This window comes from Streptomyces sp. NBC_00726 (assembly GCF_045161735.1).
Lineage (GTDB): Bacteria > Actinomycetota > Actinomycetes > Streptomycetales > Streptomycetaceae > Streptomyces.
The window spans coordinates 4,607,033-4,623,949 of sequence record NZ_CP108983.1; the positions used below are offsets into that span (position 1 = coordinate 4,607,033).

A 16,917-nucleotide genomic window follows, 5' to 3' on the forward strand; every position below is an offset into this window, starting at 1 on the left:
CGCCGCCCCGCATCCCGTCCGGCCCCGATCCGCCGGACAGGCCATAGGCTGTACGCCTATCGATTCGGGTTTTGAGGAAGGCGTACGGCGGACATGGCGCAGCAGGAGACGGACGAGCAGGTCAGCGTCGACGAGGAGGGCTTCCTCATCGACACCGAGGACTGTGAGGCGCGCGAGACGGCACACCGCGAGCGCGGTACCTCCCGTCCGATCACGGTCGTGGGCAACCCGGTCCTGCACAAGGAGTGCAAGGACGTCACGGAGTTCGGCGACGAGCTGGCCGCGCTGATCGACGACATGTTCGCGAGCCAGCGCACGGCGGAGGGCGTCGGCCTGGCCGCCAACCAGATCGGCGTCGACCTCAAGGTCTTCGTCTACGACTGCCCCGACGACGAGGGCGTCCGGCACGTCGGCGCGATCTGCAACCCGGTCCTTGAGGAGCTGCCGCCCGAGGCGCGGGTCCTGGACGACTCCGGCGAGGGCTGCCTCTCCGTGCCGACGGCGTACGCCAAGCTGGCCCGCCCGGACTACGCGGTGGTGCGCGGCCAGGACGCCGAGGGCAATCCGGTCCGGGTGCGCGGCACCGGCTACTTCGCGCGCTGCCTCCAGCACGAGACGGACCACCTGTACGGCTACCTGTACATCGACCGGCTCTCCAAGCGCGAGCGCAAGGACGCGCTGCGGCAGATGGCGGAGAACACCCCGCGCTACGAGGTCGTCCCGAACGACTGAGCTTGTGGGGCGAAAAGGCGAACGCGGCGCGGGCCGTTCCCGCGCCGCGTTCGCTTTTCCGCCAACCACCGTTTCTACACGCGTAGTTGACGGACCCCGCCGCATCCGACAGGCTCATGCACCACACCTTCGACCGTGGTAGGGAGCCCCCGTGATCAGACGTTCCGCACGACTCCTGCTCAGCCTTGTCATGGCCATGGCGTTCGCATTGGGCGGTGCCGTGGTCACCGCCGGTACCGCGCACGCCGACGGCTGCTACACCTGGACCCGCACCCTGAAGTCCGGCGCCACCGGCAACGACGTGAAGCAGCTCCAGATCCGGGTCGCCGGCTACCCCGGCTACAACTCGGTGCTGGCCATCGACGGCTCGTACGGCCCCGCCACCACCGCCGCCGTCAAGCGCTTCCAGGCCGCCTACGGGCTGGCCGCCGACGGCATCGCGGGCCCCGCCACCCAGGCCAAGCTCTACGCCCTCCAGGACAACGACTGCACCCCGGCGCACTTCACGTACGCCGAGATGAACCGCTGCAACAGCACCTGGTCCGGCGGCGCGGTCTCGGCGGCCACGGCGAAGGCCAACGCGCTGAGCACCATGTGGAAGCTGGAGGCGCTGCGCCACGCGCTCGGCGACCGGCCCATCAACATCAACAGCGGATTCCGCTCGAAGTCCTGCAACAGCGCCGTCGGCGGGGCCTCGAACAGCCGCCATATGTACGGTGACGCGGCCGACCTCGGCGGGATCGCGTTCTGCACCCTCGCCAAGGAGGCCCGCAACCACGGGTTCAACGGAATCCTCGGCCCGGGCTACCCGGACCACAACGACCACGTCCACGTGAACCAGGGCCCCAGCCACTACTGGTCGGCGCCCAACTGCGGGATCTGACCCGCACGGTGGGGCCCGCCGGTCACCGGCGGGCCCCCTTCGCGCGGACCGCCTCAGGCCGCCTCACCGAGGACGGCGGGCCCCCGGAAGGTGCGCCGGTACGCCTGCGGTGTGGTGTCCAGCGCCCGTACGAACTGATGGCGCAGCGCCGCCGCCGTCCCGAAGCCGGTCCGGTCGGCGATGGTGTCGACGGTCTCGTCGGACGTCTCCAGCAGATGCTGGGCCAGCAGGACGCGCTGGCGCAGCAGCCAGCGGTACGGAGTGGTCCCGGTCTCCTGCTGGAAGCGGCGGGCGAAGGTGCGCGGCGACATGTGCGCCCGGTCCGCGAGCTGTTCGACGGTCATCTCGCGGTCGAGGTGGCGCTCCATCCAGGCCAGCGTGTCGCCCACGGTGTCACACCGGTTGCGCGGCAGCGGCCGCTGGATGTACTGCGCCTGCCCGCCGTCCCGGTGCGGCGGCACCACCATCCGCCGGGCGATGGTGTTGGCGGCGGCCGGCCCGTAAGCCCGGCGGACCAGGTGCAGACAGGCGTCGATCCCCGCCGCCGTCCCCGCCGATGTGGTGACCGGCCCGTCCTCCACGTACAGCACGTCCGGCTCGACGGCGGCCCCGGGGAAGCGGCGGGCCAGGTCGTCGGCGTGCCGCCAGTGCGTGGTGCAGCGGCGGCCGTCGAGCAGACCGGCCGCGCCCAGGAGATACGCCCCCGAGCAGACGCTGAGCACCTTGGCGCCCCGCTCCACGGCCCGGCGCAGGGCGGTCAGGACCTCCGCGGGGAACTCGCGGTGCGGGAAGCGGCTGCCGGCCGGTACGGCGATCAGGTCGGCCTCCTCCAGCCGGTCGAGGCCGTAGGGGGTGTGGATCGTGAAGCCGGCGTGGGTCCGCAGCTCGGGCCCCTCGCCGGAGACCACCGCGAAATCGTGCACCGGCAGGCCGTCGTCACTGCGGTCGAGGCCGAAGACCTCGCAGAGGACGCCGAGTTCGAAGGGGTGGACATCATCGAGCAGCAGGGCGGCGACGTTGTTCAGCATGGAACCAGTGTGGCAGTAATTCGATGCCCTATGACAGTCCTGCCACTGCCGCTTTTCCGCCGGACCGAGGACAGTAGAGGCATGAACACATTCCTGAACTTCCTCGGCATTTCCGCACTTTTCGCCCTCGTCCTGCTGCCCGCACTGGCCGGCGTCGCCCGCGAGCGCCGCATCGACCGCGAGCTGCGCGAAGCGGAACGGGACCGGAGCACCCGCCCACCGCAGAGCGCGGACGCCGCGCGGCCGGTGGCGGCCGCACGGCGTCCGTACGTCAGGAGCTGGGCGAGGATCTAGAAGTCGTCGTCGAAGCCGACCGTGCCCTCGACGGCCACCTGGTACGCCGACGGGCGCCGCTCGAAGAAGTTCGTGAGCTCCTGGACCCCCTGGAGCTCCATGAACGAGAACGGGTTCTGCGATCCGTACACCGCCGGGAAGCCGAGCCGGGTGAGCCGCTGGTCGGCGACGCACTCCAGGTACTCGCGCATCGACTCGGTGTTCATGCCGGGCAGCCCGTCGCCGCACAGATCGCGGCCGAACTGCAACTCCGCCTCGACGGCTTCCTTCAGCATGTCGGTGACCTGCTGCTCCAGGGCGTCGTCGAAGAGCTCCGGCTCCTCCTTGCGGACCGTGTCCACGACCTCGAACGCGAAGTTCATGTGCATGGTCTCGTCGCGGAAGACCCAGTTGGTCCCCGTGGCGAGACCGTGCAGCAGCCCGCGTGAGCGGAACCAGTACACGTACGCGAAGGCGCCGTAGAAGAACAGCCCCTCGATGCACGCCGCGAAGCAGATCAGATTCAGCAGGAAGCGACGGCGGTCCGCCTTCGACTCCAGCCGGTCGATCTTCTCCACCGAGTCCATCCAGCGGAAGCAGAACTGCGCCTTCTCGCGGATCGAGGGGATGTTCTCCACCGCCGCGAACGCCGCCGCGCGGTCGTCCGGATCGGGCAGATAGGTGTCGAGCAGCGTCAGATAGAACTGGACGTGCACGGCCTCCTCGAACAGCTGCCGCGACAGATACAGCCGCGCCTCGGGGGAGTTGATGTGCTTGTACAGCGTCAGCACCAGGTTGTTCGCGACGATCGAGTCACCGGTCGCGAAGAACGCCACCAGGCGTCCGATCAGGTGCTGCTCGGCGGGCGTCATCTTCGCGAGGTCCGCCACGTCGGAGTGGAGGTCGACCTCCTCGACGTGCCAGGTGTTCTTGATCGCGTCCCGGTAGCGCTCGTAGAAGTCCGGGTAGCGCATGGGCCGCAGGGTCAGCTCGAATCCCGGGTCGAGCAGGTTCTTCGTGGTGTTCTCGGTGGTCATTACTGGCATGCCTCGCAGGACTCGGGGTTTTCCAGGGAGCAGGCGATGGCGTCCGCGTCGGGAGCCTGCGCCTGCTGTACGGGGATGGGGGCGGCGGCCGACGCGGTCCCGGACGCGGCACGGGCGATCCGGGTCGCCGGACGCGACCGCAGGTAGTACGTCGTCTTCAGGCCCTGCTTCCAGGCGTACGCGTACATCGAGGAGAGCTTGCCGATCGTCGGCGTCTCCAGGAACAGGTTGAGCGACTGGCTCTGGTCGAGGAACGGCGTACGGGCCGCCGCCATGTCGATCAGGCCGCGCTGCGGGATCTCCCACGCGGTGCGGTACAGCGCCCGCACGTCCGCCGGAATCCACGCGAAGCCCTGCACCGAGCCGTTCGACTCGCGCAGCGCCTCACGCGTCCGCGCGTCCCACACGCCGAGCCGCTTCAGCTCATCCACCAGATAGCCGTTGACCTGGAGGAACTCACCGCTCAGGGTCTCCCGCTTGAAGAGGTTGGAGACCTGGGGCTCGATGCACTCGTAGACGCCCGCGATCGAGGCGATCGTCGCGGTCGGGGCGATGGCCAGGAGCAGCGAGTTCCGCATCCCGCTCTTCGCGACCCGGGCGCGCAGCGCGTCCCAGCGCTCCGGCCAGTTCAGCTCCGTGTCGTAGTGGTCGGGGTGCAGCACGCCGCGCGCGGCCCGGGTCCCGGACCAGGCGGGCAGCGGACCGGACCGTTCCGCGAGGTCGCAGGACGCCTCGTAGGCGGCGAGCATGATGCGCTCGGCGATCTTCGTGGAGAGCGCCCGGGCCTCGGGGGAGTCGAAGGGCAGCCGCAGCTGGAAAAAGACGTCCTGAAGGCCCATCGCGCCCAGGCCCACCGGCCGCCAGCGGGCGTTGGACCGGCCGGCCTGCTCGGTCGGGTAGAAGTTGATGTCCACGACCCGGTCGAGGAAGGTCACCGCGGTGCGCACGGTGGCGTCCAGCCGCTCCCAGTCGATCGAGCCGCCGGCCACGAACGCGCCGAGGTTGACCGAGCCGAGGTTGCAGACGGCCGTCTCGCCGTCGTCGGTGACCTCCAGGATCTCCGTGCACAGGTTCGAGGAGTGCACGACCCTGCCCGGCTCGGCGGTCTGGTTCGCCGTGCGGTTGGAGGCGTCCTTGAACGTCATCCAGCCCTGCCCGGTCTGCGCCAGGGTCCGCATCATCCGGCCGTACAGCTCACGGGCCGGCATGGTCTTGCGGGCCAGCCCCTGCGCCTCGGCCGCCCGGTACGCGGCGTCGAACTCGTCGCCCCACAGGTCGGTCAGCCCGGGCACGTCTGCCGGGGAGAACAGCGACCAGGGGGCGTCCGCGTCGACGCGGCGCATGAACTCGTCCGGAATCCAGTGCGCCAGATTCAGGTTGTGCGTGCGGCGCTGGTCCTCGCCCGTGTTGTCGCGGAGCTCCAGGAACTCCTCGATGTCCGCGTGCCAGGTCTCCAGGTAGACCGCGGCGGCGCCCTTGCGCCGGCCGCCCTGGTTCACGGCGGCGACGGAGGCGTCCAGCGTCTTGAGGAACGGCACGATGCCGTTGGAGTGCCCGTTGGTGCCCCGGATCAGGGAGCCCCGGGCGCGGATGCGGGAGTACGAGAGGCCGATGCCGCCCGCGTGCTTCGACAGGCGGGCCACCTGGTGGTAGCGGTCGTAGATCGAGTCCAGCTCGTCCAGCGGCGAGTCCAGCAGATAGCAGGACGACATCTGCGGGTGACGGGTGCCGGAGTTGAAGAGCGTCGGCGAGGACGGCAGGTAGTCCAGCCGGCTCATCAGCCCGTACAGCGCCGCGACCTCGTCCAGCGCCCGCTCGGAGGTGTCCTCGGCGAGCCCGGCGGCGACCCGGAGCATGAAGTGCTGGGGGGTCTCGATGACCTGCCGGGTGATCGGGTGGCGCAGCAGATAGCGGCTGTGCAGGGTGCGCAGGCCGAAGTAGCCGAAGCGGTCGTCGGCCCCGTCCGCGAGGGACCGTTCCACCAGGGCGTCCAGGGCGGCGGCGTGCAGCGTGACGAACTCGGCGGTCCGGTCCGCGATCAGGCCCTCGCGGTGGCCCACGGCGACCGAGGCGGAGAAGGAGGTGGCGCCCTGGCCCGCGGCCTCGTCCGCGATGGTCCGGGTGAGCAGCCGGGCGGCGAGCCGGGAGTAGGCCGGGTCCTCGGAGATGAGGCCCGCGGCGGCCTCGGTGGCCAGCGAGCGCAGCTCCGCCTCGTCCGACCGGGCGTTGCGGCCGCGCAGTGCGGCGGCGGCGACGCGACCGGGGTCGGTGTCGGGCAGGTCGGCGGTGAGATCGGTCAGGGTCCGCAGCAGTGCGGTGCCCGGTCCGTCGTTCCCGGTCCCCGTTGCTTCGGCCGCTGAAACCGGATCGGCTGGCGCGATGGTCACGTGGTGCTCTCCCTCGCTCGGCTCTGGGCCGGCGGGGAGCGGGGGCAGCCGGGCAGGAGCGGGCCCGGTCGGGGCGGCACTCCGTGCGGCGTCCACCGGCCCATCCACGAGGCCCGGACGTCTGGGCATCCGGTTCGGTCGAGCCGGATGCGCCGTCGGCAGGTCCTCGGACTCCACGGGTGCGCGAAAGCACACCGATCACACCGTTGCGGGACAGTTCCGGATTCGCACCGGATTCCCCTGCGGCGACAGCGAGCATGAGCATACATGTGGGGGCCGCCCTGTCGGGCAGCCCCCACATGTTGTGTCGCGAGGCGTAAAGGTGTGCGGTCAGTGACCGCCCGGGGCTCCCGCCGTGGCCGGCGGCAGCTTCTCCTGGACACCCGGGTCGCCCGCGTCCGCGGTGTAGTCGCCCGGGGAGGTCTCGTCGGTCCCGGCGGGGGCCTTGACCGCGTTCAGGACGAAGGTGAGGACGATGACGACCACGACGTTCAGCACGAACGCGGTGAGGCCGATGTAACCGATCTCACCGAGGCCCGGGATCTCCTTGGAGGACCCGCCGAAGTGCTTCTGCGTCGGGCTCGCGACCCCGTACGCGGCAGCCGTGCCGTAGATCATGCCGACCGCCCAGCCGGCGAGCAGCGCCCAGCGGTGGAACCACCGGGTGAACAGGCCGCCGACCAGGGCCGGCATGGTCTGGAGGATCCAGATCCCGCCCAACAGCTGGAAGTTGATCGCGACGGTCTTGTCCATGGTGAGGACGAAGGCGAGCGCGCCGACCTTGACCAGCAGCGAGACCAGCTTGGAGACCTTGGTCTCCTGCTCGGGCGTCGCATCCGGCTTCAGGAAGTCCTTGTAGATGTTGCGCGTGAAGAGGTTCGCCGCGGCGATCGACATGATCGCGGCCGGCACCAGGGCGCCGATGCCGATCGCGGCGAACGCCACACCCGCGAACCAGTCGGGGAACATGTTCTCGAACAGCTGCGGGATGGCCAGCTGGCCGTTGTCCACCTTGACGCCGGCGGCGATCGCCATGAAGCCGAGCAGCGCGAGCAGGCCCAGCATCAGCGAGTACAGCGGCAGGATCGTGGTGTTGCGGCGGATCACCTCACGGCTGCGGCTGGAGAGCGTCGCCGTGATCGAGTGCGGATACATGAACAGCGCCAGCGCGGACCCGAGCGCCAGGGTCGCGTAACCCCACTGGCCCGCCGCGGCCGGTGCGAGGCCGCCCGCGCCCGCCTTGGTGAACTTGTCCTGGGCGGAGGCGAAGATGTCGTCGAAGCCGCCGAGCTTGATCGGGATGTAGATGATCGCCACGGCGATGACCAGGTAGATCAGCCCGTCCTTGACGAACGCGATCAGCGCGGGCGCCCGCAGCCCCGAGGAGTAGGTGTACGCGGCGAGCACCGCGAACGCGATCAGCAGCGGCAGGTCCTTGACGAACCAGTTGGTGTTCTCGCCGCCGCCGACGCCCATCACGTCCAGCACCGCCTGGATGCCGACGAGCTGGAGCGCGATGTACGGCATGGTGGCGAGGATGCCGGTGACCGCGACGGCCAGCGAAAGACCCTTCGAGCCGAACCGGCCGCGGACGAAGTCCGAGGTGGTGACGTACCCGTGCTTGTGCGAGACCGACCACAGGCGCGGCAGGAAGGTGAAGATCAGCGGGTACACCAGGATGGTGTACGGCACGGCGAAGAAGCCGGCCGCGCCCGCCGCGTAGATCGCCGCGGGCACGGCGACGAAGGTGTACGCGGTGTAGAGGTCGCCGCCGAGCAGGAACCAGGTGACCCAGGTGCCGAACGACCGTCCGCCCAGGCCCCATTCGTCCAGCGTGGCCTCGTTCTCGGCCTTGCGCCAGCGGGCGGCCAGGAAGCCCATGACCGTGACGGCCAGGAAGAAGAAGATGAAGACGCCGAGCGCGACGCCGTTCACGCCGTCCTTCATGCCGACGCACCCCCCTTGCGGGCGCGCTGGTCACGCTGCCACAGCTTGTACGCGATCATGGTGAGCGCGGTCGAGATCAGCACCCAGAGCATCTGGTACCAGTAGAAGAACGGGATGCCGATGAAGGCCGGGTCGAGCTTCGCGTACGAACTCACCCAGAGCATCGCCACGAACGGCGCGATGAGGCACAGGGCGATGACCACTCGCAACGGTGTGACCGTGGGTGGCTTTCCTTCAGGTTCTTCCGCCATGGCGGCGACTCCGTCCCCTCGCTGATCACCTGTAGTGCGCAGGAAATCTAGGCGAGGGATCCGGCCAGCGTCACCCCCCGTCCGTATTGCGGTCCGGCAACGGTCGTCGGGGGACGGGCGGATGGCCCCAATGGCGGCAAACGTCCGTGGCTGGTCCGGACCGGAAAGGCCCCCGGAGGCGGGTCCGGGGGCCTTTCCGGGAGCACGTGTGCGAGGGGTCAGTCCAGCGGCCGCTTCAGGCGGGCCACGAACTTGTAGCGATCGCCGCGGTAGACCGAGCGCACCCACTCGACCGGTTCGCCCTGCTCGTCCAGCGAGTGCCGGGAGAGCATCAGCATCGGCAGGCCCACGTCGGTGCCGAGCAGCCCGGCCTCGCGCGGGGTGGCCAGGGAGGTCTCGATGGTCTCCTCGGCCTCCGCCAGCCGGACGTCGTACACCTCGGAGAGCGCGGTGTAGAGCGAGGTGTACTTGACCAGTGAACGGCGCAGTGCGGGAAAGCGCTTGGCCGAAAGATGCGTGGTCTCGATGGCCATCGGCTCGCCGCTCGCCAGGCGCAGGCGCTCGATGCGCAGCACCCGGCCGCCGGCGTTGATGTCGAGCAGCCCGGCGAGGGTGTCGTCGGCGGTGACATAGCCGATGTCCAGGAGCTGCGAGGTCGGTTCGAGCCCCTGGGCGCGCATGTCCTCGGTGTACGAGGTGAGTTGCAGGGCCTGGGAGACCTTCGGCTTGGCGACGAAGGTGCCCTTGCCCTGGATGCGTTCGAGCCGGCCCTCGACGACCAGCTCCTGGAGCGCCTGGCGCACGGTGGTGCGCGAGGTGTCGAATTCGGCCGCCAGGGTCCGTTCCGGGGGGACGGGGGTGCCCGGCGGCATGGTGTCCGTCATGTCGAGGAGATGTCGCTTCAGCCGGTAGTACTTGGGTACGCGCGCGGTGCGCGTCCCGGCGCCCGCGCCCGTCTCGTTCTCGGAACTGCCCCCGTCGGCGCCCATGGCCCGCCTTCCCGACTGCTGCGTTGCTGCCGTCACCGGCTCCTCCGTCTGTCGCGGCTCACATGGTGGCACGGTCCGGTCACGGCTGGTCGCCCTCCCTCAGGTGTCGGTCCTATAACGGACGCGAGTGCACTTCTTATACACCCTTGACACCCCTAAAGGTCTAGGCCAAGCTCCCGGTACTGGTCTAAACCATTAAAGACCAGGTCCCAGCCCCAGAGGTACTCGTCGACGTTCTCGCGCGGTGGGGAGGGGGTTGCAGCATCCCTGAGGAGGGTGGCGTGAAGCGCAAGCTCATCGCGGCGATCGGCGTCGCGGGCATGTTGGTTTCCATCGCGGCATGTGGTTCGGACGACAAGACGTCCTCGAAGGACCCGAAGGACCGCAAGGAAGACCTGACTGTCTGGCTCATGGGCGAAGCCCAGTCGACCTGGCCCGAACTGGTCAAGGACGTCAACGCCCAGTTCAAGAAGAAGTACCCGAACGTCAACGTCAAGATCCAGTACCAGGGCTGGGCTGACAAGGTCAAGAAGCTCGACACCTCCCTCGGTGGCGACAAGTTCCCGGACGTTGTCGAACTCGGCAACACCGAGACCATGCAGTACATCCTCAACGGTGCGCTCGGCGAGATCGACACCTCGAAGTACGAGAACTCGGACACCTGGATCAAGGGTCTGAAGGACACCTGCTCCTACGAGGGCAAGATCTACTGCGTTCCCTACTACGCCAGTGCCCGCCTCGCGGTCTACAACAAGGACATGCTGAAGGCCGGTACCGGCAGCGACGTCCTCCCGCAGAACGAGGACGACTTCCTCAAGGCGATGGACAAGGTCCAGGCCGAGCTCGCGAAGAAGGACAAGCGCGCCTCGTCCCTGTACTACCCGGGCCGTTACTGGTACGCCGCGATGTCCTACGTCGCGGCCGAGGGCGGCCAGATCGCCAAGTACGACGAGGGCTCGAAGGAGTGGAAGGCCACCCTCTCCACCCCCGAGGCGCAGAAGGGCATCCAGCACTTCATCGACCTGGTCAAGAAGTACAACAAGGCTGACCAGACGAAGGACGAGCAGGACCACGCCAACGTCATGGCCAACGAGAAGGCCGCGGTCATCTACGGCCAGGCTTGGGAGGCCGGCAGCGTCACCGGTGGTGACAACGGCAACCCGAAGCTTGAGGGCAAGATCGCCACGGCCGGTATGCCCGGCCCGAACGGCAAGGCGCTCCCGTCCTTCATCGGCGGCTCCGACCTCGCCACCATCTCCAAGTCCAAGGTCCAGGACCTCGGCGAGGAGTGGATCTCCCTCTTCACCAACGCGAAGTCCATGGACGTCCTCGCGTCGAAGAACATCCTCCCGAACAACGAGAAGCAGCTGGAGCCGCTGAAGGCCAAGCCGGAGACGGCCGCCATCGCCAACGCGGTGCCGGACGCCTGGTTCACGCCGATCGCTCCGGGCTGGGCCTCCATCGAGAAGGAGGAGATTCTGGAGAACATGCTCCTGAAGATCCTCAAGGGCACGTCCGTCGCCGACGCCACCAAGAAGGCCGACAGCGAGATCGACGCACTGATCAACAAGAAGGCGTAAGTCTTCCGATCGCCAGGCGGGGGCCCGGCATTGCGCCGGGCCCCCGCTCCCCTTTAGCTCAAGAACGCCGTGTTATCCGGGGGCTGCCTCGGACCCGCGATGGAAGGTCAGCCACGTGACTGCCGCCGATACCAAGGCCGCCGGGCCACCGGTCCCCGTACCACGTGATCCCCAGGCGGACGGGAGCCCGCTGTCCGATCAGGGCGGCAACGTGCCCCTGAAGCAGAAGAGGAAGCGGAAGAAGGGCGAACTGCTGCCCTACCTCCTGATCCTCCCGGCGATCGTGGCGATCGCCGCCGTCTACCTCTACCCGCTCGCCAAGACCGTCATCATGTCCTTCCAGGACATGGGCCGGCGCGAGCTGTGGACCGGTGATCCCGCACCCTGGGTCGGCTTCGACCAGTTCACCAACATCCTCGGTGACTCCGAGTTCTGGTGGGTGACCTTCCGTACCGTCGTCTTCATGGCCGTCTGTGTGACGCTGACCATGGGCATCGGTCTCCTGATCTCCCTGCTGATGCGCCGGCTGTCCAGCTGGGTGCGGCTCATCCTGACCTTCTGCCTCATCGCCGCCTGGGCGATGCCGCTGATGGTCGCCGCCTCCATCTTCCGGTTCATGGCCGACTCCGACTACGGCCTCATCAACACCCTCATCGCGAAGGTCGTGGGCGAGGACTGGCTCGGCCACAACTGGTACCTCGACCCGGTCCAGGGCTTCGCGATCATCACGCTGCTGGTCGTCTGGGGCGCCATCCCCTTCGTCGTCGTCACCCTGTACGCGGCCCTCACCCAGGTTCCCCAGGAGCTGGAGGAGGCCGCCTCGCTCGACGGCGCCAGCAGCTTCGGCGTCTACCGCTACGTGACCTGGCCGGTCATCAAGCCGGTCTTCTCCATGGTCGCCACGCTGTCGGTGATCTGGGACTTCAACGTGTTCGGCCAGATCTGGCTGCTGCGCGGCAGCAAGCCCGAGCCCGAGTACGAGACCCTCGGCCTCTACTCCTACTCGAAGGCATTCGAGTCCACCTCCTTCAGCCAGGGCACCGCGATCGCCCTGATCACGGTGATCCTGCTGTCCGCGGTGGCCGTGTACTACCTGCGCCAGCTCATGAAGACGGGAGAGGTCGAATGAGCACCACGACCGACACACCACAGGTCCTGCGCCCGGACCGCAAGAAGTCCCGCGTCGGCCTGAACATCCTCGGCCTCTGCATCTCGCTGGTCATGGTCTTCCCGGTCTACTGGCTGGTCGTGAGCGCCCTGCGGCCCAGCCGCGAGATCCGCTCGTACGACCAGACCCTGTGGCCCTCCTCGATCACCTTCGACAACTTCGTCAAGGCGGTCCACCAGCCGAACTTCGGCACCGCGGTCCAGTCCAGCCTGATCGTCACGATCACCGCCGTCGTCGGCGGCATGATCATCGCCACCCTGGCGGCGCTCGCCATCGGCCGGTTCCGCTTCTTCGGCCGCAAGCCGCTGCTCCTGATCATGATCCTGGTCCAGATGCTGCCGCCCACGGCGATGCTCATCCCGATCTACGCCCAGCTCAACGCCATGGGCGGCATCGACGAGTACTGGAGCCTGATCGTCGTCTACCTGGTCTCCACGCTGCCGTTCGCGACGATCATGATCCGCGGCTTCGTGGTGAACATCCCGGTGGAGCTGGAGGAGTCCGCCATGGTGGACGGGTGCACCCGCTTCGGCGCCTTCCGCCGCGTGATCCTGCCGCTGCTCGCGCCCGGCCTCGCCGCCGCGTCGATCTTCGCACTGGTGAACGCGTGGAACGAGTACCTCTTCGCCTACATCCTGATCAACGACAACTCCAAGTACACGCTCAACGTGTGGCTGATGACGTTCACCAGCGAGCGCGGTACGGACTACGGCGCCCTGATGGCGGCGTCCACCATGATCGCTCTTCCGGTCGTCATCTTCTTCATGTTCGTGCAGAAGAAGATGGCCGCGGGGCTCACCTCCGGCGCCGTGAAGGGATAACGCCGCCCCATGACCACCCTCACCTCCACCACGGACACCGTCACCCGTGACGCGCTCGCCGTGCTACAGCCCGGTTTCACCGGCACCACGGCACCCGAGTGGCTGCTCCGCCGGGTCGGCGAAGGGCTCTCCTCCGTCGGCCTGTTCGGCCGCAACATCGAGACGCCCGAACAGCTCGCCGCGCTCACCGCCCAGCTCAGGGCCGAGCGGGACGACGTGCTCGTCGCCATCGACGAGGAGGGCGGCGACGTCACCCGCCTTGAGGTGCGGCACGGCTCCTCCTTCCCCGGCAACCTGGCGCTCGGCGCGGTGGACGACACCGACCTGACCCGGGCCGTCGCCCACGAGCTGGGCCGCCGGCTCGCCGAGTGCGGGGTCAACCTCAACTGGGCCCCGTCCGCGGACGTCAACTCCAACCCGGGCAACCCCGTCATCGGCGTCCGCTCCTTCGGCGCCGACCCGCACCTGGTCGCCCGGCACACCGCCGCGTACGTCGAGGGCCTTCAGGCCGCCGGGGTCGCCGCCTGCACCAAGCACTTCCCCGGGCACGGCGACACCGCGGTCGACTCGCACCACGCACTGCCCCGGATCGACGTCGACCTGGAGACCCTGCACGCCCGGGAGCTCGTCCCGTTCCGGGCGGCCATCGCGGCCGGCTCCAAGTCGGTGATGAGCGCGCACATCCTGCTGCCCGCTCTCGACCCGCACCGCCCGGCCACCCTCAGCCCCCAGATCCTCACCGGTCTGCTGCGCGAGGATCTGGGGTACCAGGGGCTCATCGTGACCGACGCCGTGGAGATGCAGGCCATCGCCTCGACGTACGGGATCGAACGCGGCTCCGTCCTCGCCGTCGCGGCCGGTGCCGACGCGCTCTGCGTCGGCGGCGGGCTCGACGACGACAGCACCGTCCTGCGGCTGCGCGACGCGCTGGTCGCCGCGGTGCGCTCCGGTGAACTTCCCGAGGAGCGGCTCGCCGACGCCGCTGCCCGGGTCCGCGCCCTCGCGTCATGGACGCGGGAGGCCGGGGGGGCTGTACGGGAGCCGGGTGCGGCAGCACAGGAGGGGACCGCGCCCGGCACCGCGCAGAGCACCGGCATCGCCTCGGACATCGGTCTGGTGGCCGCCCGCCGCGCGGTGACGGTGACCGGCCGGGCCGCACCGCTCACCGGTCCCGCCTATGTGGCCGCCTTCACCCCGGTCGCGAACATCGCGGTCGGCGACGAGACCCCCTGGGGCCTCGCGGCCGAGCTGGCCCGGCTCGTCCCGGGCACCGGCACCGACACGTACGACAGCGAGTCCGAGGCCCCGGCCGAGGCCGCGCTGAGGGCGGCGGGGGAGCGGCGCATCGTCGCCGTGGTCCGCGACGCGCACCGGCACGCGTGGATGACCAAGGCCCTGGACGCACTGGTCGCGGCGCGCCCGGACACCGTGGTGGTCGAGATGGGCGTCCCCCAGGCCGAGCCCCGGGGAGCCCTGCACATCGCGACGCACGGTGCCGCCCGGGTCTGCGGCCAGGCGGCGGCGGAGATCATCGCCGGAAGCTGACCCCGCATACGGGAGAGGGCCAGGACACCACGCGGTGTCCTGGCCCTCTCCCGTATGAGAACTACAGCCCCTGCCAGGCCGGCTTCGCCGCGTACGTCGCGCGGAAGTAGTCCGCCAGCTTCAGCTTCGACGCGGCCGCCTCGTCCACGACCACCGTCGCGTGCGGGTGCAGCTGGAGCGCCGACGCGGGCACGATCGAGGCGACCGGACCCTCGACGGTCGCGGCCACCGCGTCCGCCTTGCCCTCGCCCGTCGCGAGCAGGATCGGGTGGCGGGCCTCCAGGATCGTGCCGATGCCCTGGGTGATGACGTGGTGCGGCACCTGGTCGATGTCGTTGTCGAAGAAGCGCGCGTTGTCGACCCGGGTCTGCTCGGTGAGCGTCTTGATCCGGGTGCGGGAGGCGAGCGAGGAGCAGGGCTCGTTGAAGCCGATGTGCCCGTCGGTGCCGATGCCCAGCAGCTGGAGGTCGACGCCGCCGGCCTCGGCCAGCGCCCTGTCGTACGCCTCACAGGCCGCCTGGACGTCCTCGGCGGAGCCGTCGGGGCCCATGAACGCGGCTTCGGAGAGCCCGAGCGGCTCTATCACCTCGCGCAGCACCACGGAGCGGTACGACTCCGGGTGGCCCGCCGGCAGCCCGACGTACTCGTCCAGCTGGCAGACGCGGGCGCGCGAGGCGTCCACGGCACCGGAGCGGACCAGGTCCGCGAGGGCCTGGTAGATGGGCAGCGGGGTAGAGCCGGTGGCAACGCCGAGCAGGGCGTCGGGCTTGCGGCCGAGCAGGGCGCCGATGGCCCCCGCGATCAGTTCGCCGCCTGCCTTGGCGTCCGGGACGATGACAACTTCCACGCGGGGCCTGCCGATCCGATCGAGAGTGACGATATGTGGTATAGACCAATCAAGGTCCCAATCTAGCAGACTCGGCCCGCTTCCCGGGGCCCGTACCGGTACGCGGACGCCCCGCCGGCCGCCGCCCGCTGGCGGCCCCCGCGTACCCCGTGTTCGACTTGGGCGAGCCAGCGCGACCCCCGGGAGGTACCAGACATGTCCGCCACGTACCCGGCCGGTGAGGGCGAGTGGCCCGGCCGCATCATGTCCGGCGAGATGGCCGAGCAGCCCGCGATGCTCCGCCGCGTCCTGGAGCGCGGCGCGCCCGCCATCCGCGAGACCGCCGGGCGGATCGCGGCCAGGAACCCGCGCTTCGTCCTGCTCACCGCCCGCGGCACCTCCGACAACGCCGCGCTCTACGCGAAGTACCTGCTGGAGATCACGCTGGGGCTGCCCTGCGGGCTGGCCTCGATGTCGACCACCACGGCGTACGGCGCGAAGCCGGACCTCCGTGACGTGCTGGTCATCACCGTCAGCCAGTCCGGCGGCTCGCCCGACCTGGTGGCGTCCACCAAGGCGGCCCGGGAGGCCGGCGCGGTGACCCTGGCGGTGACCAACAACCCGGACTCGCCGCTCGCGGCCGTCTCCGAATACCACATCGACATCCTGGCCGGGCCCGAGAAGGCGCTGCCGGCCACCAAGACCTACACCGCGTCCCTGCTCTCGCTGTATCTCCTCGTGGAGGGGCTGCGCGGCGGCGACGGAGCGGCGGCCGCCGTCCTGCCGGACCTCGCGGAAGAGGTGTTGGCCCGCAAGGACGAGGTGCGGGCCCTGGCCTCGCGCTACCGCTTCGCCGAGCGCATGGTCATCACCTCGCGGGGGTACGGCTATCCGACGGCCAAGGAGGCCGCCCTGAAACTCATGGAGACGAGCTACATCCCGGCGCTCTCGTACTCCGGCGCCGACCTGCTGCACGGCCCCCTCGCGATGGTCGACAACATCTCGCCGGTGATCGCCGTGGTGACCGACGGCCGGGGCGGCGAGGCCCTTCAGCCCGTCCTGGACCGGCTGCGCGGCCGGGGCGCCGACCTCTTCGTCGTCGGGCCCGCGGCCCAGGTGGCGGCGGCGTCCGCGGGGTTCGTGCTGCCGACGGCCGGCGTTGCGGAGGAGGTCCAGCCGGTCCTGGAGATCCTGCCGCTCCAGATGCTGGCGTACGAGGTGACGATCGCGCGGGGCCAGGACCCGGACGCGCCGCGCGCGATCGCGAAGGTCACCGAGACCCGCTGAGGCGGGGAGCCCCCGGAAGAACCCGCGGGCCGCGGCGCCGGGCCGGGACCCTCAGCCCGACCAGCACCGCAGCCCGGAGTAGGGCCGCCTTCGCGGGCGGCCGGCTCGGCCGGCGGTGTGCGGTGCCCCCGGCCGGGGGAGAGGCACCGGCGCA

The 16,917-nt window shown here is 69.7% G+C and carries 15 protein-coding genes and 1 riboswitch; of the genes, 8 read left to right on the forward strand and 7 right to left on the reverse strand.

Annotation, left to right across the window (positions count from 1 at the left end; all coding sequences use genetic code 11):
* Positions 1 to 93 precede the first annotated feature (93 nt).
* Both def and OG338_RS20775 read left to right on the forward strand, forming a co-directional pair.
* The gene (gene def, locus OG338_RS20770) at positions 94 to 732 is read left to right on the forward strand and encodes a peptide deformylase (protein WP_405938751.1); all 639 of its coding nucleotides are present in this window, start codon (positions 94 to 96) and stop codon (positions 730 to 732) included.
* Between the two features lie 151 nt (positions 733 to 883).
* Entirely contained in the window at positions 884 to 1,615 is a 732-nt protein-coding gene (locus tag OG338_RS20775) for a D-Ala-D-Ala carboxypeptidase family metallohydrolase (RefSeq protein WP_405938752.1), read from the forward strand.
* Between the two features lie 53 nt (positions 1,616 to 1,668).
* Here the strand turns inward: OG338_RS20775 and OG338_RS20780 are convergent, their stop codons facing one another.
* On the reverse strand, positions 1,669 to 2,643 hold the full coding sequence (locus OG338_RS20780; protein WP_405938753.1) for a GlxA family transcriptional regulator: 975 nt from the start codon (positions 2,641 to 2,643) through the stop codon (positions 1,669 to 1,671).
* An 81-nt stretch (positions 2,644 to 2,724) separates the two neighbouring features.
* Between OG338_RS20780 and OG338_RS20785 the strand changes: the two genes are divergently transcribed.
* Positions 2,725 to 2,937 (forward strand): hypothetical protein, encoded by a 213-nt coding sequence (locus tag OG338_RS20785; protein ID WP_405938754.1) that lies wholly within the window; start codon positions 2,725 to 2,727, stop codon positions 2,935 to 2,937.
* Here OG338_RS20785 and OG338_RS20790 read toward each other — a convergent pair.
* From OG338_RS20790 to OG338_RS20810, 5 genes are all read right to left on the reverse strand, one after another.
* Entirely contained in the window at positions 2,934 to 3,953 is a 1,020-nt protein-coding gene (locus OG338_RS20790) for a ribonucleotide-diphosphate reductase subunit beta (RefSeq protein WP_405938755.1), read from the reverse strand. The genes OG338_RS20785 and OG338_RS20790 overlap by 4 nt on opposite strands.
* Entirely contained in the window at positions 3,953 to 6,349 is a 2,397-nt protein-coding gene (locus OG338_RS20795) for a ribonucleoside-diphosphate reductase subunit alpha (RefSeq protein WP_405938756.1), read from the reverse strand. Before OG338_RS20795 ends, OG338_RS20790 begins: the two co-directional genes overlap by 1 nt.
* 139 nt (positions 6,350 to 6,488) lie before the next feature.
* Positions 6,489 to 6,621, reverse strand: a riboswitch (cobalamin riboswitch).
* A gap of 58 nt (positions 6,622 to 6,679) precedes the next feature.
* On the reverse strand, positions 6,680 to 8,296 hold the full coding sequence (mctP, locus tag OG338_RS20800) for a monocarboxylate uptake permease MctP (RefSeq protein ID WP_405938757.1): 1,617 nt from the start codon (positions 8,294 to 8,296) through the stop codon (positions 6,680 to 6,682).
* Positions 8,293 to 8,547, reverse strand: a complete 255-nt coding sequence (locus OG338_RS20805) for a DUF3311 domain-containing protein (RefSeq protein WP_405938758.1) — start codon at positions 8,545 to 8,547, stop codon at positions 8,293 to 8,295. Before OG338_RS20805 ends, mctP begins: the two co-directional genes overlap by 4 nt.
* A 218-nt stretch (positions 8,548 to 8,765) precedes the next feature.
* Entirely contained in the window at positions 8,766 to 9,536 is a 771-nt protein-coding gene (locus tag OG338_RS20810; RefSeq protein WP_405940486.1) for a GntR family transcriptional regulator, read from the reverse strand.
* A 281-nt stretch (positions 9,537 to 9,817) separates the two neighbouring features.
* Between OG338_RS20810 and OG338_RS20815 the strand changes: the two genes are divergently transcribed.
* From OG338_RS20815 to OG338_RS20830, 4 genes are all read left to right on the forward strand, one after another.
* The gene (locus OG338_RS20815) at positions 9,818 to 11,116 is read left to right on the forward strand and encodes an extracellular solute-binding protein (protein ID WP_405938759.1); all 1,299 of its coding nucleotides are present in this window, start codon (positions 9,818 to 9,820) and stop codon (positions 11,114 to 11,116) included.
* A gap of 115 nt (positions 11,117 to 11,231) precedes the next feature.
* Positions 11,232 to 12,245: a carbohydrate ABC transporter permease gene (locus tag OG338_RS20820; RefSeq protein ID WP_405938760.1), complete on the forward strand. Its 1,014-nt coding sequence runs from the start codon at positions 11,232 to 11,234 to the stop codon at positions 12,243 to 12,245.
* Positions 12,242 to 13,105: a carbohydrate ABC transporter permease gene (locus tag OG338_RS20825; RefSeq protein ID WP_405938761.1), complete on the forward strand. Its 864-nt coding sequence runs from the start codon at positions 12,242 to 12,244 to the stop codon at positions 13,103 to 13,105. The genes OG338_RS20820 and OG338_RS20825 overlap by 4 nt, the downstream gene beginning before the upstream one ends.
* A 9-nt stretch (positions 13,106 to 13,114) precedes the next feature.
* A complete protein-coding gene (locus OG338_RS20830; protein WP_405938762.1) occupies positions 13,115 to 14,650 on the forward strand; it encodes a glycoside hydrolase family 3 protein in 1,536 nt (511 codons plus the stop codon).
* A gap of 61 nt (positions 14,651 to 14,711) precedes the next feature.
* Here OG338_RS20830 and nagB read toward each other — a convergent pair whose 3' ends face one another.
* On the reverse strand, positions 14,712 to 15,497 hold the full coding sequence (gene nagB / locus OG338_RS20835; RefSeq protein ID WP_405938763.1) for a glucosamine-6-phosphate deaminase: 786 nt from the start codon (positions 15,495 to 15,497) through the stop codon (positions 14,712 to 14,714).
* Between the two features lie 195 nt (positions 15,498 to 15,692).
* Between nagB and OG338_RS20840 the strand changes: the two genes are divergently transcribed.
* On the forward strand, positions 15,693 to 16,763 hold the full coding sequence (locus OG338_RS20840; RefSeq protein ID WP_405938764.1) for an SIS domain-containing protein: 1,071 nt from the start codon (positions 15,693 to 15,695) through the stop codon (positions 16,761 to 16,763).
* Positions 16,764 to 16,917: the final 154 nt, after the last annotated feature.

Coding starts and splice junctions, on each gene's coding strand:
- def (WP_405938751.1), top strand. CDS start 94: ATGGCGCAGCAGGAGACGGACGAGCAGGTCAGCGTCGACGAGGAGGGC.
- OG338_RS20780 (WP_405938753.1), bottom strand. CDS start 2,643: ATGCTGAACAACGTCGCCGCCCTGCTGCTCGATGATGTCCACCCCTTC.
- OG338_RS20785 (WP_405938754.1), top strand. CDS start 2,725: ATGAACACATTCCTGAACTTCCTCGGCATTTCCGCACTTTTCGCCCTC.
- OG338_RS20790 (WP_405938755.1), bottom strand. CDS start 3,953: ATGACCACCGAGAACACCACGAAGAACCTGCTCGACCCGGGATTCGAG.
- mctP (WP_405938757.1), bottom strand. CDS start 8,296: ATGAAGGACGGCGTGAACGGCGTCGCGCTCGGCGTCTTCATCTTCTTC.
- OG338_RS20805 (WP_405938758.1), bottom strand. CDS start 8,547: ATGGCGGAAGAACCTGAAGGAAAGCCACCCACGGTCACACCGTTGCGA.
- OG338_RS20810 (WP_405940486.1), bottom strand. CDS start 9,536: ATGGGCGCCGACGGGGGCAGTTCCGAGAACGAGACGGGCGCGGGCGCC.
- OG338_RS20825 (WP_405938761.1), top strand. CDS start 12,242: ATGAGCACCACGACCGACACACCACAGGTCCTGCGCCCGGACCGCAAG.
- OG338_RS20830 (WP_405938762.1), top strand. CDS start 13,115: ATGACCACCCTCACCTCCACCACGGACACCGTCACCCGTGACGCGCTC.
- OG338_RS20840 (WP_405938764.1), top strand. CDS start 15,693: ATGTCCGCCACGTACCCGGCCGGTGAGGGCGAGTGGCCCGGCCGCATC.